Here is a 21,467-nt window from a genome sequence, read left to right as displayed (position 1 = left end):
GCTGTCAATGCAGTGCCTTTGGGAGACCAGGCATGGCGCTATGGCGGATCGATCTAGTCTCGTTGCGACTGTTCGTCGCCGTTTGCGAAGAAAGCAGCATTGCACGGGCGGCCGAGCGCGAATTCATCGCGCCCTCTGCCGTCAGCAAGCGGATCAATGACCTGGAGTCCCTGGTCGGTTCGGCGTTGCTCCAACGTCACAAGTGGGGCGTGCGGGCGACCCCGGCAGGCGAGGCCCTCCTGCACCACGCGCGCAATGTATTGCGCAGCCTCGAGAAGATGCAGGGCGATCTGTCCGAGTACACCAGCGGTGTGCGCGGCCATATTCGCATCTTCGCCAACGTTTCCTCGATCGTCGAAACCCTTCCCGATGAACTCGGCGCGTTCCTGCGTCGCCACGACGGCGTGAAGGTCGACCTGGAAGATCACACCAGCGCACAGGTCGTGCGCGGGGTGGCGGACGGGGCCACCGACATCGGCATTTGCTGGGACGCCGTGGATACCCGTGACGTCGAGGTCTTCCCCTATCGCAACGACCAGATCGTGACCGTACTGCACCGCGACCACGCGCTGGCCGGCCGTGAACAGCTCGCCTTTGTCGACACGCTCGATTTCGATCACATCGGCGTGCATCCGGACAGCGCCATGTACACCGTACTGCGGCGCTTGGCGGCCGAGCAGGGAAAGACGGTCAAATTCCGCATCCATGTGTCGACGTTCGAGGCGGTGTGCCGCATGGTGCGCGCCAATCTCGGGATGGCCGTGGTACCGCGCGAGGCCGTCGGCAGTTACTCGCAAGCGACTGACGGGGAGGCGCTGCGCATCGTGCCGCTGACCGATCCGTGGGCGCAGCGCCGGCTGATCGTGTGCGTGCGCCGCTACGACGCGTTGCCCGTCGCCTCGCGCATGCTCGTTGACCACCTGTGCGCTCGCAACATTGCGTAAAGCATAGGAACGCCAAAGGTTCGCCCCAGGGCGGCAAGCGTCGCGAACGGCGATGTCTGGCATGCCGAAACACAACTTGTCGGCGCTTCGGGGGCAGCGGATGCTCTCAGAGCCGATAGCGATTCCGGCCGACGAGCTGGAGCGCGCCGATTTCCCGCATAGGGCGGGAGGAGACACGCGATGACACATACCGAAGCGCGCCGCGTGCGCGTTGCCGTAGGACGTTGGGCTCTCGTCTTCTCGCTGGTGGCGTCGGGCCTCGCAGCATTGGGGCTGAGCCCCGGGGCCTGCGCCGCGAGCGCGCAGGGGCTCGAAAAGCCGAAGCTCACGATCGCCGTGGGCGGCAAGCCCGGCCTCTACTATCTGCCGTTGACCATCGCCGAACAACTCGGGTACTTCAAGGACGAAGGACTCGACGTCACCATCGACGACTTCGCCGGCGGCTCCAAAGCCTTGCAGGCGGTCGTCGGTGGTAGCGCCGACGTGGGCGCCGGGGCTTTCGAGCATACCTTGCTCATGCAGACCAAGGGATTGACCTATCAAGCGTTCGTGGTGCTCGGCGCGGCCCCCCAACTGGTGCTCGGCGTGGTCAAGGCCAAGGCCGCGGAGGTGAAATCGGTCAAGGACCTGAAGGGGATGCGCATCGGCGTGAGCGCGCCGGGGTCGAGCACGCATATGCTGGTCAACGTGGCGCTCGCCAAAGCCGGGCTCAAGCCGAGCGACGTGTCCATCGTGGGCGTCGGCAGCAATGCGACGGTCGTCGCCGCCGCACGTGGCGGGCAGGTCGATGCCGTCTCCAACGTCGATCCGATGATGACGCTGTTGCAGTCGTCGGGCGACATCAAGGTACTCGTCGACACGCGTACGCAGGCGGGCACCCGCGCCATGTTCGGCGGGCCGATGCCGGCGGCCGTGATGTACGCGCCGCAGAGCTTCATCGAGAAGAATCCGCACACCGTGCAGGCCGTCGCGAACGCCATCGTGAGGGCGGACAAATGGCTTCAGCACGCGACCGCCGCCGAACTGATCAAGACCGTGCCGGAGTCCTATCTGCTGGGCAACAAGGCACTTTACCTGGAAGCGTTCGCCAACTGCCGCGAGGCGTTCTCGCCAGACGGCATGATGCCCGCCGGCGGTCCGGCCACGGCGCTCAAGGCGCTTGCGTCGTTCACGCCCGAGGTCAAGCCGTCGCAGATCCGGCTCGGCGATACGTGGACCAACGTTTTTGCGGCACAGGCCAATCGGCAGTATCCCTGATGATGTCCAGACGAACGCGCGTCTGGATCTCATGACCTCACGTCCGTCCCGCGGCGGCCAGCGGACGCGGTACGGAACGTGCGATCGAGACGGGTGAACCCCTTAGGGAACATTCGAGGAGCGATCTCATGCAAGCCACTGTGCAACTCCACGGACGTGTGCTGTGGTTGAGCGACCGGGCTGAGGTCATGGCCCGGCAACTGGCGGGCGAATCGTTGACGCGCACCGAAGCCGGACCGTTGCGCGACCAGATATCCACCGACGAGATGACGCCCGCATGGGCGTGTCTGGCGTTCGATGAGACGCTCGGCGACTACGTCTATGTCGGATTGCGATGCAGTGCAGACGCAACGAATCCGGCCGGCGTGTTTCCCGTTAGGCAGAAGGCGGTGCGCGAAGGCGGCTTCGCGTTGTCGGTCGCCGGAATGCGCCGTGGCAAGGGGTCGTCGCGCGAGGCGAGTCCGTTCGCCGAGTGGTGCGCGGGCATCCGGATCGTAATCGCCGAGAGTTTCGAGCGCATTTATGCGCAGAACTGCCAGAACCTCGGGCTGCTGATGTCGACCGACTTGGCGCTCGCGGAGCGGCTGCAAGCGGGGGAGACGGTCGCCATCGACGCCTTTCTCGAAGACTGCGATCCATTGGGCGAGGAGATCGTGCGCAGCGGGGGGTTGTTCGGTTATACGCGGCGCCGGCTGGCGGGAGACGTCGTGGCGCCGCGGCCCGCCCATGCGCCGGGACCGATGACCTACGGCGAGAAGATCATTGCCAGGGCGCTCGGCGTGCCTCGTGTGCGCGCAGGCGACGCCGTGTTCGTCCCCGCCGACTGGCGTTTTTCCCACGAATACGTGACGCCGATGGCCGTGAGCTTCCTGCGTCACGCCTTCGGCGACGCGGTGCCGGCGCTGCATGACCCGGCGTCGATGCTGTGCTTTGAGGATCACCTGACCCATCTCGACACGGTGTCCGTCGGCAGTGGCAGGCCGCCGCCGCTGGTGGATGCGGCGCAGCGTCTGGGTTCGGTCCAGCGCGAGTTCTGCGCGCAGCACGATCTGCGTCTGCATGGACGCGCGGCGGGCGGTGGCTCGGAAGGCATCTGCCATGCCTTGATGCTCGAGCGCTACGCGCTGCCGGGGCAGGTCATCGTTGGCACCGATTCGCATACGCCGCATTGCGGCGCGGTCGGTGCGTTTGCGTTCGGCGTGGGCGCCACGGAGATGGCGAACGCCTGGTTGACGGGCGACGCGCGACTCGCGGTGCCGGGCACCTGTCTCGTGCATCTGCGCTCGCGCTTGCCGGCGGGCGTGGGGGCGAAGGATCTCGCGCTGCACTTGCTGCATCTGCCGTACATCCGCGACGGCCGTGCCATCGGTCAGATCATCGAATTTTCCGGCGAGGCGGTGGCCCACCTGTCGACCGACGAGCGGGCGACGCTGACCAACATGGTGGCGGAAATCGGTGGACTGACCGGGCTCATCGTGCCCGATGCCGAGACCTTGAGATACCTGCGTGAACGGCGCGGCGTCGACGTTGCGTTGGCGCCGTGGATGACAAGCGATGCGCAGGCCGCTTACGCCCACGTCATCGAGATCGATTGCGCCCGACTCGGCGCGATGGTGGCGAGTCCCGGCGATCCGGGCAACGGCGTGGCGCTCACCCAGTTGTCGGCGGAGGTGCCGATCGATATCGCGTACGGGGGATCGTGTACGGGCAGCAAGCGTGAGGACCTGCGCGCATGCCACGAAGTGCTCGCATGGGGCCTGTCGCAAGGACACAAGGTCGCCGATGGTGTGCGCTTCTACCTGCAGTACGGCAGCGAAGATGTCCGTGCGTGGTGCGAGGCACAGGGCTACGCGGACGTGTTCGCGGCGGCCGGCGTCAAGGTGCTCTCGCCGGGGTGTGGCGCGTGTGTGAACGCTGGCCCGGGCGTGTCGCGTGCACCCGACGAGGTGGTCATCAGCGCGCAGAACCGAAATTTCCCGGGTCGTTCGGGACCCGGGCAGATGTGGCTGGGCAGTCCGGCCACCGTGGCCGCGAGTGCCTTGGCGGGGTACATCGTCGGCTTCGATCAATTACGACGCAACGGCTTCGCGGCGCATGCCGCGCGCCTGCCGGATCGGCGGCGTGGCGACGCGTTGCGCGCGGGTTGAGGAGAATCGCCGATGCCGGACGTGTCCGCTGCAACGCCTATGCCGTTGAAAGGCATTCGGGTTGTGGAGTTTTCTCATATGGTCATGGGCCCGACCTGCGGTATGGTGCTCGGCGATCTCGGTGCCGACGTCATCAAGGTGGAACCGGTCGGCGGCGACCCCACGCGGTGCCTGCTGGGCACGGGCGCGGGCTTCTTCCGGGCGTTCAATCGCAACAAGCGCAGTCTTGCCGTGGATGTCACACGGCCGGAGGGGCGCGAGCTGATTCTGCGCCTGGTGAGCACGGCGGACGTGCTGACCGAGAACTTCAAGCCCGGGCGCATGCGCCAGTTCGGCCTGGATTATGCGACGCTATCACGCTTGAATCCGGCGCTTGTCTACGTCTCGCTCAAGGGGTTCCTGCCCGGCCCGTACGCCGCACGCACCGCGCTCGACGAAGTCGTGCAAATGATGGCGGGGCTCGCGTATATGACGGGACCGCCCGGTCAGCCGCTGCGTGCGGGGGCCTCGGTCAACGACATCATGGGGGGCGTGTTTGGCGCGCTCGCCGCGCTGGCCGCGCTATACGAGCGCAAGAGCACCGGGCGCGGACAGGAGGTGCAGGGTGCGCTGTTCGAGAACTGCGTGCTGCTGGCGGCGCAACACATGCAGCAGTTCGCGGTGACGGGCGTGGCGCCCGACCCGATGCCCGCCCGCTTGTCGGCCTGGGGGATTTACGACGTGTTTACGGCGCGCGACGGCGTGCAAATCTTCCTCGCGGTGGTGAGCGACACCCAGTGGCGCATCTTCTGCGACGTGTTCGGCCGGCAGGATCTGGCGGACGACGCGCGACTCGCGACGAACAACGATCGGGTACTCGCGCGTGACTGGCTGCTGCCTTTGCTGCGCGAGATGATGTTGGGGTTCGACGCCGGTTATCTGGCGGCCGCGTTCGAGCGGCACGGTTTGCCGTTCGCGCCGATCGTCACGCCCCAGGCGCTGTTCGACGACCCGCATTTGCGCGCGAGCGGCGGACTGGGCGATCTGGTGACCGAGCAAGGCGAGCACACGCAGGTGCCGCTGCTGCCGGTCGCGATGGCGGGGCAGCGCTTGCCCGCGCGCCGGCCGTTGCCCGCGGCGGGCGAGCATACGTTTGAAATCTTGCGGGATCTGGGGTATCTCGACGGCCAGATCGCGCGGCTGCTGACGGACGCGGTGGTGGCCGGTCCGCTGCGCGAGGGTTCGGCCGGCGAGACGCCGAGGCGCGGCGACGCCACCGGTCCCGTTTTGCGGGAAGACGGCACGGATCGGGGCTGATTTCGGAAGTGTCCGAGCAAAGAAGGCGTGCCGTCCGCTTGCCCGCGGACAGTGCGGCGCGGTACGGTGTGGACATCCTCCTTCATCCCTTGCTCGCTCGCCATGACCGAATCGCTCGATTTGCCTGAAAGCCCCGACGCCCGTGAATCGTCTGTCGTCGCCGACGCACCGCTGGCCGGCGTCACGGTGCTGGATCTCACGCGCTTGCTGCCCGGTCCGCTCGCGGGACTGCGCCTCGCGGAACTGGGGGCGCATGTCGTCAAGATCGAAGACACCGGGGCCGGCGACTACGCCCGCGAGATGATGCTCAACGATGGCGAGCCGCCGCCAAGTGCATTCTGGCGTTTGCTCAATCGCGGCAAATCGGTCGAGCGACTCGATCTCAAACGCGATAGCGACCGCGCGTCGTTCCTCGACTGGGTCGTTCGCGCCGACGTGTTGCTGGAGGGGTTTCGCCCAGGGGTGATGGCGCGGCTCGGTTTCGATTACGAGACGCTGGCGCGCCTCAGGCCGTCGTTGGTGATGGCATCGATCACCGGGTACGGACAGCAGGGGCCGATGGCGCAGGCCGCCGGACACGACATCAATTACATCGGCTACGCGGGCGTGCTCGACCAACTGGGTGATTCAAACGACGCGCCGATCGTGCCGAATTTCCAGATTGGCGACTTGTACGGCGGCGGGCAGGCGGCGGTCCAAGCCGTGCTGGCGGCGCTGGTCGCGGCGCAGCGCACCGGCCGCGGCCGGTGGCTGGACGTCTCGATGACGCACGAGGTGTTCCGCGCGAATCTCATTCCCGCCGTCGCTCTGCATCGGCAAGGGCATGCGCCGCGGGCGGGCGCGGACTTGCTCAACGGCGGCGTGCCTTGCTATCAGGTCTATCGCACGCGGGACGGACGTTACATGGCCGTGGGCGCTCTCGAACTCAAGTTCTGGCAAACGTTGTGCGACGTACTGGGGCGCAGCGAATGGAAGGTGCGGCATTGGTCGCTCGGACAGACGATCGGCGGCGACGACGCACGTGCGCTTCAGGCTGAACTGGCGGCGGTATTTGCGAGCGCGTCGCAGGCCGACTGGACGTTGTGTTTTGCCGATGCCGACTGCTGCGTGACGCCAGTGCTTCGCCTGGAGGAGGCCATGAACCACGCGCTGTTCACGCAGGCCCGCGAGGCGCTGACGCCCTGACGTCGGGCGAGGCTGCGTTACCGAATGTCACAACTTTTCAAGGGGCAACGACACGAAGTGTGGCCTTTGTTCGCGTAGAGTCATCGCTTGCCCACCCTGATACCGCCATGACACGACGGCTCGCCTTGCGCCAAGCACGAAACGGGATCGCCCATGCCGCGGCAGGGCGAATGACGGCGGTGGTGGTTATGGTTGCGGTAGTGATGGCGGCGATGTGTACGGGATGCGTCTCCTATGAAGACGCGCCCACCGATCATGGCAAAGTGCGCTCGACTGCCATGACGACCGCCGATCTCGCACAGACAGACATCAATCGCATGGCGACGCTGGGCATGCGGGCCAACCTCGAGGGCTTGTACCGGCTTGCCGACAAGCTCTACAAGCGCAACCCGCGCGAATGGCGCAAGGGCGGGGCTGCGACACAGGCGCAGGCGATGACGCAATTGCGCGCGGACATCGAAGGGCGACGAAACCTGCCGGCGCTGCGGAATTTGCGCGACGTGAAGGCATTATCCCTCTCGCTTGACCCGGCGTTCAGTGGCGATCGCGTGGCCGCGTTCGTCTACAGTCTTTCTGACACGATCGTCGCGGCGCATGGCGGGACGACGGTCTTCTACCTGAGCGATGGCCTCGACGCACAGCGAATCTACAATGCGGCACGCAACGTCGAGATCGCGGCGTGGCTGCTGTCGAGTCGTCACGACATGACGGGCAAGCCGCTGCTGCTGGCTAACGAACTTACCGACGTGCGCAACGTGAGCTTCGAACGGGAGTTCGGCAAGATCATCGGTCGGCTCGATCTGCTCGCCGAGATGCTCGACGAGAAGTATCGGCGCGCCGGCATCGGGTACGTCCAGAATGTGCTCGGCGCACAGTTCCTCCAGTTCCTGCCTGTGCGATGAGGCGCTGGGGTGGAGCGTTGCGGACGTGCAGATGTGTGGCGTTGCTGAGGCGGTGAGGCGCTGACGCAATGTCACGCGTCGGGCGCACATGCGGCGTAAATGCTGTATATTTACACAGTGTTTTCGTTGCGAGCCATGTCCTCCTCTACACGCAAGATCATTCACTGCGACGCCGATTGCTTCTACGCCTCTGTCGAGATGCGCGATGACCCGTCGTTGCGGGGAATTCCGCTGGCCGTCGGCGGCCAGCCCGATCAGCGAGGTGTGGTCGCAACGTGCAACTACGAGGCACGCGCCTTCGGGGTGCGCTCTGCCATGCCCTCGGCACAGGCGCTCAAGCTCTGTCCCGAGTTGCGCATCATTGCGCCGACGATGCGCCGTTATCAAGAGGCATCGCAGCGCATCATGGCGATCTACCGCGATTACACGGATCTCGTCGAACCGCTTTCGCTCGACGAGGCGTATCTCGATGTCACGCACAGCGAGCGTTGCGACGGCTCGGCCACATTGATCGCCCGCGAGATTCGCGCACGGGTCGCAGAGGAGGTCGGGCTCACCGTCTCGGCCGGCGTCGCCCCCAACAAGTTCATCGCCAAGATCGCCAGCGACTGGCGCAAGCCCGACGGCATGTTCGTCGTGAGACCGGCGGAAATCGACGCCTTCGTGGCCGCGCTCCCGGTCGAGCGCCTGTTCGGCGTGGGGAAGGTCACGGCGGAGAAGCTCCGGGCGCTTGGAGTGCAGTCCTGCGGCGATCTGCGCAGCCATTCGATGGCCGATCTTGCCGAGCGTTTCGGCGTGTTCGGTCAGCGCTTGTATGAGCGCTGCCGCGGCATCGACACGCGCGACGTCAGCCCGGACCGGGAACGCAAGTCGATCAGTGTCGAGACCACCTACACGCGCGACCTGCGCACGCCGGCTGACTGCGAGGCGGCGCTTGAGCCACTGCTTCGTCAGTTATCCGAGCGGATCGAGCGGGCGCGCCGCAGCGAGCCGCTGGCGATCGCCAAGGTGTTCGTCAAGATTCGTTTCGCCGACTTTTCAAGAACCACGGCAGAAGCCGGCGCGCTGAGTGTCGATGCCGCGCAATGTCGTGAATTGCTGGCCGAGGCCGTCGGCCGGAAACGCCGGCCGGTGCGCCTGATGGGCGTGGGGGTGCGCCTGCTCGAAGCCCAGGCCGCGCGCCAACTGCGCTTGTTCGACGACGACGTCGACACGACCCGACTCACCCTGCCCGGGACGGGCGATAATGCATCAACGCAGGCATAGATCGTTCGGCCGAACCGCAGCGCGTCGGTGCACGGATTCACCACGGCGGCGGCGCTCTGGAGTACCACGGGGATCGGCATTATCTGCGGCTTGGGCCGTTGGCATATCGCGCTGGCGGCGATGGTCCTGCTGCTCGTCGTACTGGCGATCGGCGGGCGTATCGAGGACGTCGCGCATCGATGGCTGGGACACGACGAGTTGCCGGGGCCGCCGTCCGACACGGACACGCCGGCGCCGCGCGAGCCCGACGACAAGTAAGCGCCATCCGGCGTGACCGGGACGGGGCACGTCGACCTCGCTCCCCGGTGGACGTCATTGGAAGATCCTGCGGATACCAAAGAAAATGCCCGCCGAGGCGGGCAAATGACGTTGTCGCAGTACCCCCAAAAGGACGTAAGAGGGCGATTGCATTTTGGTCAGCGGCCGGTCGTTCGCCAATCGGGGCTTGCCCGATTAGGGAAAGCACGCCCATGAGACGCCGTCGGTTCGACGCGAGACCGGCGAGCCGCTTACCGCAGCGCGCGCAATTCCCTGGCACGTGCGCGCGCCACGCGCAGGCCGTCGGCTTGAAGCGTGAGCGTGGCGGCATCGGCTTGCTGCGAGGCGTCGGTTGCTGAGGTGTACGTCACAACAGCAGCCTGTCGCTCACGTCTGAAGCGCCCGGTGATCGGGGCGCACTCGGCGGCGGCTTCGTCCGCCAGCCGGATCGGGTCCGGCACGAGGTCGATGTAACGGGCGACGTGGCCGTATAGGCATGTGCGGTACTGGTCGGCAGCGGCGTCGGCAGCCGCCAGATGATGTTCGCGCAACTGGGCGGCATCGGGCGCGCCAGAACGCGCCGAGGTCGATGCGCCGCGCGGCGCTGTCGAGGTGGCGCAGGCGGTCACGAGCAGCGCGGCCGCGAGGCAGAACAGGGCCGGCACCACCCCGCGAGTGCGAGCCAAAATCGGAAGCTTCCGAATCATAAGGTAATCGAGGCCGATGGCATAAAGTCCGCGATATCGCTATGGTACGGGATTGGACAGAACCTACAATGGCGCACATGTGTTGCGCCGATCTGACATGAGCGAATTCCAGAAGGGGTTGGTTTGGATCCGGCGCGATTTGCGCTGCACAGACAATGCAACGCTTGCGCACGCACTCGCCACGTGCCGAGAGGTGTACGTCGTGTTTGTGTTCGACACAACGATTCTCGACGTCCTGCCGCGCGACGATCGTCGTGTCGCGTTCATCCACGACAGCGTGGGTGAATTGGCCACCACGCTGACGCATGCCGGAGGCGCATTGATCGTGCGGCACGGGGATCCGGTGACCGAGATTCCGTGGCTGGCGAAGTCGCTCGGCGTACAGGCCGTTTTTGCCGGGCGCGATTACGAGCCCGCCGCCGTGGCACGCGATCGCTCGGTGGCGCGCTCGCTCGACGAACGCGGCATTGCCTTCGAAGGCATCAAGGATCAGGTGATCTTCGAGGCGAGTGAGATTCTCACGGCGCAGGGCGAGCCCTACAGCGTGTTCACCCCGTACCAGCGCGCTTGGTTGAAGCAGGTGAGACCGGTGGATTTGGCGCCGCACGGGCGCGACGCCGATCGGCAGCGATTGGCCGTGCCGCCGCCGGGCAGCGGTGCGCTCCCGTCACTGGCTTCGTTGGGTTTCGAGTTATCCGACGCGCGCCGGATGGCCATCCCTGCCGGGGAGTCTGGCGCCCGTCAATTGCTGGACGATTTTCTGCCGCGCATGGCGCATTACCATGAGCGACGCGACTACCCTGCCGTACGCGGGCCGAGCTATCTGTCGGTACATCTGCGTTTCGGCACGATTTCGATACGCACGCTCGCCCGCGAGGCGCATGCCGCCATGTTGCAAGGGGGGGACGCCGGTCGCGGCGCGCAAACATGGCTCAGCGAGCTTATCTGGCGTGAGTTCTATTTCATGATCCTGCACCATCATCCGCGCGTCGTGGCCCAGGCATTCAAACCGGCCTACGATGCCATCGAATGGGCTGCCGGCCAAGCGGCCGATGCCGATTTTCAGGCCTGGTGCGAGGGACGCACGGGGTATCCGCTCGTCGATGCCGCCATGCGCCAGATCAACCAGACCGGCTATATGCACAACCGCCTGCGCATGGTAACGGCGAGCTTCCTGGTCAAGGATCTCGGTATCGATTGGCGGCGCGGGGAAGCGTACTTTGCGCACGCGCTCAACGACTTCGACCTCGCAGCGAACAACGGCGGCTGGCAGTGGGCGGCGTCGACCGGCTGCGACGCGCAACCGTATTTCCGCATCTTCAATCCGGTGACGCAGTCGGAGAAGTTCGATCCGCAAGGGCGCTTCATTCGGAAGTACGTGCCGGAGCTGGCCAATCTGCCCGACAAGGCGCTGCATGCTCCCTGGCGGGCCGACGCGCAGACGCTGCTCGATGCCCACGTGGAGCTGGGACGCGACTATCCGCCGCCGCGGGTGGCGCACGACGTGGCGCGCAAGGAAACGCTGGCACGATATGCGGTCGTGAAGACGCCGGCGGTTTCCGGCAAGCGCGATGATGGTTCGGATGCCGACTGAGCAACGATCGGTGTATACCCCCGTCAACTTTTCACGCGTCTCACCGTTGATAGAGGTAAGGCACGCGAGAGGGCCGGGCTTCGGTGGTGCATCGGCAACGTCGGGGGGCGTTTGCGGGTGTCGGGGGAGAAGTCACACAATAACGACGGCACGGCTCGGGAACGAGCAAGGGCAAGCCAAAACCACACGGGACAGCGAGCGGATGCTTCGCCGCGCAGACGGCAGTCTCGCAATACGGGGTTAGCGATGAGCGAGTGCCCGGAACGTTAGCGTTTCGGGCATTTTTTTATGCGGAGATCGGTGGCCTTGGCCGGGCCGTCGCGCGTAGCATGGCCCATACCGCCAGATTGAACGGCAACGTAAAGTACGGCCAGCCGAACGGACCGAACACGGTGCCGAGCGCAACGCAAATGATGGAGGCCAGAAAGGCGCCCGCGAAACGTACGGTTGGGCGATGTCCGAACATCCCTAGGCCGAGTGCAGCGAGAAACGCGTTGATGCCAATGCCCCCTGCCTGCGTGGCCATTGCCGGCCAAAGTGTCGCCAGTGCGGCGAGACCCGACCAGACGGTGACGCCCGCCGCGAGCGCCCACTGCGTGGCGCGGGGGTTCCAGAGGGCCAGGACGTACCAGGTCAGCAGGCCCAGCACCAGTGGGGCGACGAAAACGACCTGACCGACCGAGCAGAAGACGAAACCCGGCGTGCCGGTGTCGCAGGCGAGTGTCCCGGCCCGCGGTAACCAATGCAGCCACGGCTGCATCGCCCAGGTGAGTGCCATCACACCCACGAACGGGCCGGTGAGGGCAGGCAGTGCGTAACGCGAGAGGATCGCGGTTGCGATCACGGTCAGGCAGACACAGACCGCCAGCCATGCGACGAACGTGGCGTCGGGTTGCCATAACGCGCCGAATGCAATACCGGTGAGGGTCGCGTTGTATCCCAATCGCCCGTTACGAAGCAGTGCGTGTGGCAGTCGTAGCGCGACCGCGAGGCACGACGCGGCGACGCTCGCCGCCAGTCCTGTGATCGCAGCCGAGAGGTTGGCGAGGGCGAGTAGGACGAACAGCAACAATCCGACCCTTGCCGAAGGGACGAAATAGATCTGCGCAAAATTCGCCGCCATGCCGGGCAACGCATCGATCCATCCTCGGCGCTTGGCAGCGGCACGCGGCAGGGCCAACGTCGCGGGCGATGCAGTGGGCGGCGAAAGGTGAGGGATTGACATGGGCGATCGTGGAGAATCGGGCGAATCGGGCGAATCGGGGGGGGGCTCGCGGCATCCGGTGCACAGCGGCTGAGCGGTGGGCGAACAATGGGCGCGAGCTTACGCCGAACCGGCGTTTTCGGGCGCGTCGGCGCCTTATAGTGGGTATAGCGTTGGCATTGTGTCGGTAGTGCTCCGATAGCGCGCAGGTATGGCGGCGAGGCTGCGTCTGACCGGCGCCCCAAAAAACAAAACCCGCGCACGAGGGCGCGGGTTGAGTGCTGCGCGGAGCTTTTCCGCGAAGCGTTTACTTGCCGCCGCCCTTGGCCGGCTTGACCGCCCAACTGTCCTTAAGCGAGACGATGCGATTGAACACCGGCTTGCCCGGTGCCGAGTCCTGACGGTCGGCTACGAAGTAGCCGTGACGCTCGAACTGCACGCGATCTTCCGGCGCAACACTCATCAGGCCCGGTTCGACGTAGGCCTGCGTGACGCGCTTGGCGTTCGGATTGATGGCGTCGAGGAAATTCTTGTCTCCCGCATCCGGATTCGGATCGACGAACAGACGGTCGTAAATGCGCACCTCCGCCGCAAGCGCGTGCGGCGCGCTCACCCAGTGGATGTTGCCCTTGACCTTGTAGTTGTCGGCGCCCGGCGTACCTGATCGGCTGTCCTCGAAATACTGGCAATGCACGGCAGTGACGTTGCCATCGGCGTCGGTATCGAAGCCCGTGCACTCCACCACGTAACCGTAGCGCAGTCGCACCTTGTTGCCGGGGAACAGACGGAAGAAGCCCTTGACCGGCTCGGCCTGGAAGTCTTCGCGCTCGATCCAAAGCTCGCGCGAGATCGGGAACGTGCGCATGCCTCGCTCCGGCGCGTGAGGATGCACCGGCGCCTGGCAGTCTTCCTGCTTGCCTTCCGGATAGTTGTCGATGATCAGCTTGAGCGGGTCGAGCACCGCCGTCGCACGCGGTGCCTTCGGGTCGAGGTCATCGCGCAGGGCTTGCTCGAGAACGCTCATGTCGATCCACGACGCCGACTTGGCCACGCCGATGCGCTCGCAGAACAACTGCAGGCTTTCCGGCGAGAAGCCGCGACGGCGCAGGCCGACGAGCGTGGGCATGCGTGGGTCATCCCAGCCGTCGACGTGCTTTTCGTCGACCAGTTGGCGCAGCTTGCGCTTGCTCGTAATGGCGTAGGTCAGTTGCAGGCGCGCAAATTCGATCTGCTGCGGCATCGGCCGCTTGAACATGCCCGCGTCGGCCAGCTCGCCGAGTACCCAGTCGTAGAACGGACGCTGATCTTCGAATTCCAGCGTGCACAGGCTGTGCGTGATGTTCTCGATGGCATCCTCCAGCGGATGCGCATAGGTGTACATCGGGTAGAGGCACCACGCGTCGCCGGTGCGGTGGTGGTGCGCGTGACGGATCCGATAGATCGCCGGGTCGCGCAGATTGATGTTCGGCGAAGCCATGTCGATCTTGGCGCGCAGCACATGCGTGCCGTCGGCGAACTCGCCCGCGCGCATGCGACGGAACAGATCGAGGTTCTCCTCAACCGAGCGGTTGCGGAACGGCGAATCCTTGCCCGGCTCGGTGAGATTGCCGCGGCTGGCGCGCATGTCGTCGGCGCTTTGGCTGTCAACATACGCCTTGCCGCGCTGGATCAGGATCTCGGCGCCCTGATACAACTGCTCGAAATAGTCGCTCGCAAAGTAGAGGTGTTCCTTTTGCGGCGTCTGGTAGCTGAAGCCGAGCCACTTGACCATGTCGATGATCGAATCGACGTATTCGGTCTCTTCCTTCTCGGGGTTGGTGTCGTCGAAGCGCAGATGGCACACGCCTTCGTAGTCGCGCGCCACGCCGAAGTTCAGGCAGATGGCCTTGGCGTGGCCGATGTGCAGATAACCGTTCGGCTCCGGCGGGAAGCGCGTTTCGACGCGTTGCCCCCATTTGCCCGAGCGATTGTCTTCGTCAATGATGTTGCGGATGAAATTGGATGCCGCGTTCAGCTCTGTGCTCATGCCAGTCCAGTGTTCGGAGTTTGGCGAATATTCTACCGTACCGCACTGCACCACGGGCAGGCGTCGACACGCCCTGTCGACAAAGGCAAGTGATCTCGGTCCGCAGGCGTTACCCGTTGGACGCTTGGACCGGTGTCCGCTGGCCCGGCCAAGTGGCGTAGGACAACAGCCAGAGGGAGATGATATTGACGACGGGGATGAAGGCCAGCACCGTGAACCAGGGGGACAGGCCGAGGCGGGTCAGAATCCGCCAGACGGGAACACCCACGAGCACGATAGCGACGAGCAAGCCAATGAGACTGGACATAAGATATCTCCCGATAGCCCCGCCGGCGGCGGGGCGTGGCGCCACGTCCAAGTATATCGCGCGGATCCGCCGTCGCCGCGTCTGGATTGTTCTATCCTGAAAGCACTGCCGGCCCTGCCGGCGGCTCCAAGAGTCACCCTCAAGGGAGAACATCATGGAACTGCATCTCCATTCGCATCGCTACACGCACCGCTCGCCCGACTGGGCCGCCGCCGCCGTTTCCGGTTTTGTCGCCTGCGCCTTCTTCTCGGCGGTGGAAATGCTGATGGTGCTGCTGGTCTCCGGCCAGAGCCCATGGGTGCCACCCCGCATGGTCGCGGCCATCGCGCTGGGGCCCGGCATTCTGTCGCAGCCTGCCACGTTCGATCTGTCCATCGTCGCGATGGCGCTCATTGTCCACGCAGTCATCGGTGTCGTGCTGGGCGTGGTGCTTGGCGCGATCGTCGCCCCCTTCCGGCTGGATTCGGATGTGGTGACGGTGTCGGTGGCGGGGGCGATCTTCGGGCTGGCCGTGTACGCCGTCAATTTTTACGTCATGACGCAGTGGTTCCCATGGTTCGTCGCCTCGCGCGGCTGGACGATGGTGGCGGGACACGTGATCTTCGGCGCGTTCGCGGGCTATATGTATTGGGTGCTCGCCCAAATCGACGACCGCGCCGCCGCGTCGTAGCCTGACTTCGGCATGGGACTGCTTTGGTGTCGAGACAGTAATTTTCTGTTATCATTCGCCATCTGCACCGTTTTTTTCGTTAATTTCGAATCAAGCGGTTGGCAGTCACGCGAGGCATGAATGGCGGGACCGGCTGAGAGCTTGTCCCGAGGCGGCTGGCGTGTGGCACGATTATCACTACAAATGTGCCGCACGACTTTGCTACCGCATGTCACGCTGAACGCTTGGCGTGAATCCTCGCGTCCAACGTTCTTGCCGTCGCCCCCGATTGGGCGACAGCGCATCGTTCCCCGAAACTGGAAGTCGTACAGAACGCCCTCATTGCGCCCGCACTGCGCAATGCCGGTGCGCACGTGGCCTTGCGCTACGTGACGCGTTCACCTGCACCGCCTGTCGTATGTCAGTCACGCGAATGTCGTGCGTTTGTCATATGGAGCAGATAGGCTGCGTGCACTTCACGGAAACATTTGTGCAGATTTGCACTCTCATCACCGTAAGCCGATTCGAGAGGGATAGTTATCAGTCATATTTTTTGCAGTAAGAAGGATTCAAAAATGAAAACAACACAATTTCAAGAATTTCAGTACATCGTGCGTGCCGTCGAGCGCGACAACGCTCGTTGGGACGCGTTTTACGAGATTCACCGCCCGACCCATGGCGGGTTGGAAAAAGTCGGGGCCTACCAGGTCCAGACCGCCTACGGCTTTGCCACGCAAGGCAACGCCCTCGATGACGCCGAGCGTAATGCCCGTGCCGACATCGAGCAGGGCATCGTCTACTTCCAGTAAGTCGATTTCCCCCATTCATTCCCTGTGCGCGATACCGGCATCGTTGTGTGGCGACGGTGCTATAGTCCCGCCTTTCGCAACGTATGGCGGGAGAGTCGGGAATGGAATGGATGTGCGAGTCTTTCGATGCGCTGGGCAGCTCCCTGCTTTACCGTATTCTGGCCGCGAGAAATGCCGTGTTCGTGGTCGAGCAGCAATGCCCGTATCAGGACATCGACGGACGCGACCCTCACAGCCTGCATCTCGTCGCGCAAGTGCGCGATGCGGCGGGTGCGCTGCAGATTGCCGCGTATTTGCGCCTGTTGCCGCCCGGACTGGCCTACGACGAAGCGTCGATCGGGCGTGTGATCACGGCGGCGTCGCATCGGGGCACCGGCCTCGGGCGCGAATTGCTGGCGCGGGCCGTGGCGATCGCCGAAGAGGCATGGCCGTTGGCCTCGCTGCGCATCGGGGCCCAGGCGCATCTCGAAGCATTCTATGGCGCCTTCGGTTTCGTCAAGGCCAGTGAGCCGTATGACGAAGACGGCATTCTGCATATCGAAATGCTGCGTCCGCCGGCGGGGTCCAACAGAACAACCTTCAAGCCATAGCCAAGCCGTAGCCGTGCATTATCGGCCGTGCCCTCGCGCCCGGCACTACAATATCTCCCATCGTAGTTCTCCCGTTCCCCCGACACATGGCCTTGTATTCCATTTCGGGCGCCCAATTGGCGTTCGGTCACGTGGCATTGCTCGACAATGCCGATTTTTCGCTCGAAGCCGGTGAGCGCGTTGGGCTTATCGGCCGCAACGGCGCCGGTAAGTCGTCGCTGCTCAAAATCGTGGCGGGGCTGATGGTCCCCGACGACGGCCTTGTGGCACGGCAGGCCTCACTCAATACCGTCTATGTGCCGCAGGAGCCTGTGTTCGATCCCGACCTGACGGTCTTCGACGCCGTTGCGCTTGGCCTCGGCGAATTGCATGGGCTGCTCTCCGACTACGAACACACGGTGGACGCGCTTGCCGATGCGCCTGAGGGCGCCGAGCACGACGCGCTGCTCGCGCGGTTGAATACGTTGCAGGCGTCGCTCGACAACGCGAATGCGTGGCAACTCAAGACACGGGTGGAAACGACGGTCGCGCAACTCGGCCTCGATGGACACGCGCGCGTCGGGTCGCTCTCCGGCGGTATGCAAAAGCGTGTCTCGCTCGGGCAGGCCTGGGTGGCCAAACCCGACGTGCTGCTGCTCGACGAACCGACCAATCACCTCGATTTCGAAGCGATTCGCTGGTTGGAGGATTTGCTCATCGGCTATCGTGGCGCGCTGTTGTTCATCACCCACGACCGTAGTTTCCTGGATCGTGTGGCCACGCGTATCGTCGAACTGGATCGTGGGCGTCTGCTCTCCTATCCGGGCAATTTCACCCAGTTTCAAGAGCGCAAGGCTGCGCAGCTCGAGATCGAGCGCGTGGAGAACGAGAAGTTCGACAAGCTGCTCGCGCAGGAAGAAGTGTGGATTCGCAAAGGTGTCGAAGCACGCCGCACGCGCAGCGTGTCGCGCATCGAGCGCCTGAAGACGATGCGTAGCGAACGTGCCGATCGCCGCGAGATTCAGGGCAACGTGCGCATGGATGTGGCGCAGACCGAGAAGTCCGGAAAGATCGTGGCGGAGCTGACCCATGTCACGAAGGCTTACGGCGAGCGTGTCATCGTGCGCGACTTTACGGCGACGCTCATGCGCGGCGACAAGGTCGGTCTGGTGGGCCCGAATGGTGTGGGCAAGACGACGATGCTCAAACTCATTCTCGGCGAGATCGCGCCGGACAGCGGACAGATTCGTGTCGGTACCAATCTTCAGGTGGCGTACTTCGACCAGATGCGCGCGCAACTCGATCCCGAGAAGAGTCTGCTCGATACGATCAGCCCGGGCAGCGACTGGATCGAAATCAATGGCGCGCGCAAGCATGTCATGAGCTATCTCGGCGACTTCCTGTTCTCGCCGGAGCGCGCACGCTCACCGGTGAAGTCGCTCTCGGGCGGCGAGCGCAATCGTCTGCTGCTCGCGCGCCTGTTCGCGCGTCCGGCCAACGTGCTCGTGCTCGACGAACCGACCAACGATCTGGACATCCCGACGCTCGAACTGCTCGAAGAGTTGCTCGAGGAATACAGCGGTACGGTGTTCCTCGTGAGCCACGATCGCACGTTCCTGGACAACGTCGTGACCTCGGTCATCGCGGCCGAAGGCGACGGAAACTGGCGCGAGTATGTCGGCGGGTTTACTGATTGGCAGGTACAGAGCCATCGGTCCGCTGCGCTCGCCGCGCAACGCGCCCCCGTCGAAGTCGCCGCGAAGGACACGGCAGCCGCATCAAAGCGCAGTACGAACCGCACCGTCAAACTGAGCTACAAGGAGCAGCGCGAACTCGACGGCCTGCCGGCGCGCATCGCGGCGTTGGAAGCCGAGCAACAGGAAGTGGGGGCAAAGCTCGAAGACGGTTCGATCTATGCGAAAGATCCGGCCGCCGGTGCGGCGTTGTCCGAACGTTTCGACGCGATTGAACTGGCGTTGCTCGAAGCGCTCGAACGCTGGGAAGTGCTCGAAGCCAAGCAGCGCGGCGAGGGCGCATAAGCGTCGGCATCCAGTCAGCGAGCGGCGAGCGGCCGGGTCCCCGACCGCGTTGCATTGGCCCCTTGGTGTTCTCGCCCGATCACGTCGCGAGTGACAGTACAATAGGCCGCGATGCATCGGGCGCGGCTCGCCTCCGGACAACGCATGCCGGGCGCTGGCCGTGTTCAGCGTGCCCATTCTGTGGGCGCCGCAACTCAAGTCGTTGATACGGCGTCACTTTTGTCATGTGTTCATGGGTTTTCCCCGTGGTTGTCCACAGGAACTGTGGATAATCGCCGGGCCTCGTACCCTAATTCAGTCACGCTATGTCGAAAAAAAATACGCCTGCCCAATACAGCGAAGCGTCCATCAAGGTCCTGAAGGGCCTTGAACCGGTCAAGCAGCGCCCGGGCATGTACACCCGCACCGAAAATCCGCTGCACATCATCCAGGAAGTCATCGACAACGCCTCTGACGAAGCGCTTGGCGGTTACGGCAAGCAGATCCTCGTCACACTGAACAAGGATGGTTCGGTGAGCGTCGAGGACGACGGCCGGGGCATTCCCGTCGGCATTCACCCGGAAGAGGGCGTGCCGGTCGTCGAGATCGTCTTTACGCGCCTGCATGCGGGCGGCAAGTTCGACAAGGCTGCCGGTGGCGCCTACACGTTTTCGGGCGGCTTGCACGGGGTTGGCGTGTCGGTGACGAACGCCCTGGCAACGCGACTGGCCGTCACGGTCTGGCGCGACGGCCAGGTCTCCGAGCTGGAATTCGCCGATGGCGGTAATGTCGACGTGGCATTGCACTCGCGCGCCGCACAACGCGGCGAGAAGAAGAGCGGCACGCGCGTCACCGTCTGGCCCGATTTGAAGTACTTCGATAATCCCACGCTGCCGCTAAGCGAGCTGCAACGTTTGCTGCGCTCGAAGGCGGTGCTGCTGCCGGGCGTGCGCGTCACGTTGCGGCAGGAGAAGACCGGCGACGAGCAGACGTGGTGCTATGAGCATGGCTTGCGCGGCTATCTTGTCGAATCGCTGGGCGGCGCCGAGCCGCTGATCCCGCTGTTCGAAGACGAGCGCTATGCCGATGGCAACGAGGAAAGCTTCGCCGAAGGCGAGGGCGCGGCCTGGGTCGTGGCATGGACCGAAGATGGCGCGCCGGTCCGCGAGTCATACGTCAACCTGATTCCGACACCGGCAGGCGGCACGCACGAATCGGGTCTGCGCGAAGGGTTGTTCCAGGCGGTGCGCGGTTTCATCGAACTGCACAACCTGCAGCCCAAGGGTGTGAAGCTGCTGCCGGAAGACGTCTTTTCGCGCGTGTCGTTCGTGTTGTCCGCGAAGGTGCTCGATCCGCAGTTCCAGGGCCAGATCAAGGAGCGCCTGAACAGCCGCGACGCCGTGCGTCTGGTGTCGTCCTTCACGCGCCCGGCGCTCGAGCTGTGGCTCAACCATCATGTCGAGCATGGCAAGAAGCTGGCCGAACTCGTGATTCGTCAGGCGCAGGCGCGCACGCGCGCGGGCCAGAAGATCGAGAAGAAGAAGAGTTCCGGCGTGGCGGTGCTCCCGGGCAAGCTGACGGATTGCGAGACCGAAGACATCACGCGCAACGAACTGTTCCTGGTCGAGGGCGACTCGGCGGGCGGCTCGGCGAAGATGGGGCGCGACAAGGAGTTTCAGGCGATTCTGCCGCTGCGCGGCAAGGTCCTCAACACGTGGGAGACCGAGCGCGACCGACTTTTCGCGAACAACGAAGTGCACGACATCGCCGTGGCCGTCGGTGTCGACCCGCATGGCGCGAACGACACGCCTGACTTGTCGAATCTGCGCTACGGGAAGATCTGCATTCTCTCGGATGCCGACGTCGACGGCTCGCATATCCAGGTGCTGCTGCTCACGCTGTTCTTCCGCCATTTCCCGCAACTGATCGCGAAGGGGCATGTGTATGTGGCACGCCCGCCGCTCTATCGCGTCGATGCGCCGGCCCGTGGCAAGAAGCCCGCACAGAAGCTCTACGCACTCGACGAAGGCGAACTGGAAGCGATCCTCGACAAGCTGCGCAAGGATGGCGTACGTGACACCGCATGGTCGATCAGCCGCTTCAAGGGGCTGGGCGAAATGAGTGCCGCACAGTTGTGGGAAACCACCATGAATCCCGACACCCGCCGGTTGAGCCCCGTGGCGCTCGGGGGACTCGATTTCGATGCGACCGTGGCGCGCATGAACATGCTCATGGGCAAGGGCGAGGCGGCGCAGCGACGCAGCTGGCTCGAAGCCAAGGGCAATGAGGTGGAAGCCGACATCTGAGCGGATTCCCGGCATCGGTGCAG

18 protein-coding genes are annotated in these 21,467 nt (G+C 64.5%); 14 read left to right on the top strand and 4 right to left on the bottom strand.

Annotation, left to right across the window (positions count from 1 at the left end):
- Positions 1-32: 32 nt before the first annotated feature.
- From PCE31107_RS12170 to PCE31107_RS12135, 8 genes are all read left to right on the top strand, one after another.
- A complete protein-coding gene (locus PCE31107_RS12170; protein WP_150608685.1) occupies positions 33-944 on the top strand; it encodes a LysR substrate-binding domain-containing protein in 912 nt (303 codons plus the stop codon).
- Between the two features lie 180 nt (positions 945-1,124).
- On the top strand, positions 1,125-2,201 hold the full coding sequence (locus PCE31107_RS12165) for an ABC transporter substrate-binding protein (RefSeq protein ID WP_150608683.1): 1,077 nt from the start codon (positions 1,125-1,127) through the stop codon (positions 2,199-2,201).
- Positions 2,202-2,329: 128 nt separating this feature from the next.
- Positions 2,330-4,348 (top strand): aconitase family protein, encoded by a 2,019-nt coding sequence (locus PCE31107_RS12160; RefSeq protein ID WP_150608681.1) that lies wholly within the window; start codon positions 2,330-2,332, stop codon positions 4,346-4,348.
- Positions 4,349-4,360: 12 nt separating this feature from the next.
- A complete protein-coding gene (locus PCE31107_RS12155; protein WP_150608679.1) occupies positions 4,361-5,644 on the top strand; it encodes a CaiB/BaiF CoA transferase family protein in 1,284 nt (427 codons plus the stop codon).
- A gap of 102 nt (positions 5,645-5,746) precedes the next feature.
- Positions 5,747-6,829 (top strand): CaiB/BaiF CoA transferase family protein, encoded by a 1,083-nt coding sequence (locus tag PCE31107_RS12150; protein WP_150608795.1) that lies wholly within the window; start codon positions 5,747-5,749, stop codon positions 6,827-6,829.
- A 188-nt stretch (positions 6,830-7,017) separates the two neighbouring features.
- A complete protein-coding gene (locus PCE31107_RS12145; RefSeq protein ID WP_246181811.1) occupies positions 7,018-7,731 on the top strand; it encodes a hypothetical protein in 714 nt (237 codons plus the stop codon).
- Between the two features lie 135 nt (positions 7,732-7,866).
- Complete coding sequence (gene dinB / locus PCE31107_RS12140) at positions 7,867-8,997, top strand: DNA polymerase IV (RefSeq protein WP_150608677.1); 1,131 nt, start codon at positions 7,867-7,869, stop codon at positions 8,995-8,997.
- Positions 8,998-9,255, top strand: coding sequence for an MgtC/SapB family protein (locus PCE31107_RS12135; protein ID WP_150608676.1), 258 nt, complete (start codon positions 8,998-9,000; stop codon positions 9,253-9,255).
- Between the two features lie 251 nt (positions 9,256-9,506).
- On the opposite strand, the gene PCE31107_RS12130 is transcribed toward PCE31107_RS12135, so the two are convergent.
- A complete protein-coding gene (locus tag PCE31107_RS12130; protein ID WP_150608674.1) occupies positions 9,507-9,962 on the bottom strand; it encodes a hypothetical protein in 456 nt (151 codons plus the stop codon).
- 97 nt (positions 9,963-10,059) lie between these two features.
- On the opposite strand from PCE31107_RS12130, the gene PCE31107_RS12125 reads away from it, so the two are divergent.
- Entirely contained in the window at positions 10,060-11,556 is a 1,497-nt protein-coding gene (locus PCE31107_RS12125; protein WP_150608672.1) for a cryptochrome/photolyase family protein, read from the top strand.
- 286 nt (positions 11,557-11,842) lie between these two features.
- Here the strand turns inward: PCE31107_RS12125 and PCE31107_RS12120 are convergent, their stop codons facing one another.
- From PCE31107_RS12120 to PCE31107_RS12110, 3 genes are all read right to left on the bottom strand, one after another.
- Positions 11,843-12,781 carry an urea transporter gene (locus PCE31107_RS12120; RefSeq protein WP_150608670.1) on the bottom strand — a complete coding sequence of 313 codons (939 nt, stop codon included), beginning with the start codon at positions 12,779-12,781 and terminating at the stop codon, positions 11,843-11,845.
- Positions 12,782-13,067: 286 nt separating this feature from the next.
- Complete coding sequence (locus PCE31107_RS12115; RefSeq protein ID WP_150551386.1) at positions 13,068-14,786, bottom strand: glutamine--tRNA ligase/YqeY domain fusion protein; 1,719 nt, start codon at positions 14,784-14,786, stop codon at positions 13,068-13,070.
- Between the two features lie 109 nt (positions 14,787-14,895).
- A complete protein-coding gene (locus PCE31107_RS12110; protein WP_150608668.1) occupies positions 14,896-15,093 on the bottom strand; it encodes a hypothetical protein in 198 nt (65 codons plus the stop codon).
- 154 nt (positions 15,094-15,247) lie between these two features.
- Here PCE31107_RS12110 and PCE31107_RS12105 point away from each other — a divergent pair, with 154 nt between their 5' ends.
- From PCE31107_RS12105 to PCE31107_RS12085, 5 genes are all read left to right on the top strand, one after another.
- Positions 15,248-15,763 (top strand): hypothetical protein, encoded by a 516-nt coding sequence (locus tag PCE31107_RS12105; protein ID WP_150608666.1) that lies wholly within the window; start codon positions 15,248-15,250, stop codon positions 15,761-15,763.
- Positions 15,764-16,317: 554 nt separating this feature from the next.
- On the top strand, positions 16,318-16,551 hold the full coding sequence (locus tag PCE31107_RS12100) for a hypothetical protein (protein WP_130025524.1): 234 nt from the start codon (positions 16,318-16,320) through the stop codon (positions 16,549-16,551).
- A 101-nt stretch (positions 16,552-16,652) separates the two neighbouring features.
- Positions 16,653-17,141, top strand: a complete 489-nt coding sequence (locus tag PCE31107_RS12095) for a GNAT family N-acetyltransferase (protein ID WP_150608664.1) — start codon at positions 16,653-16,655, stop codon at positions 17,139-17,141.
- 86 nt (positions 17,142-17,227) lie between these two features.
- Positions 17,228-19,159, top strand: a complete 1,932-nt coding sequence (locus PCE31107_RS12090) for an ATP-binding cassette domain-containing protein (RefSeq protein ID WP_150608662.1) — start codon at positions 17,228-17,230, stop codon at positions 19,157-19,159.
- A 305-nt stretch (positions 19,160-19,464) separates the two neighbouring features.
- Entirely contained in the window at positions 19,465-21,444 is a 1,980-nt protein-coding gene (locus PCE31107_RS12085; RefSeq protein WP_130025527.1) for a DNA topoisomerase IV subunit B, read from the top strand.
- The last annotated feature ends 23 nt before the right edge of the window (positions 21,445-21,467 follow it).

It is taken from the genome of Pandoraea cepalis, assembly GCF_902459625.1.
GTDB classification, from domain to species: domain Bacteria; phylum Pseudomonadota; class Gammaproteobacteria; order Burkholderiales; family Burkholderiaceae; genus Pandoraea; species Pandoraea cepalis.
Note: the sequence above shows the minus strand (reverse complement) of the source record. Positions and strands in the feature narration are given on the sequence as shown.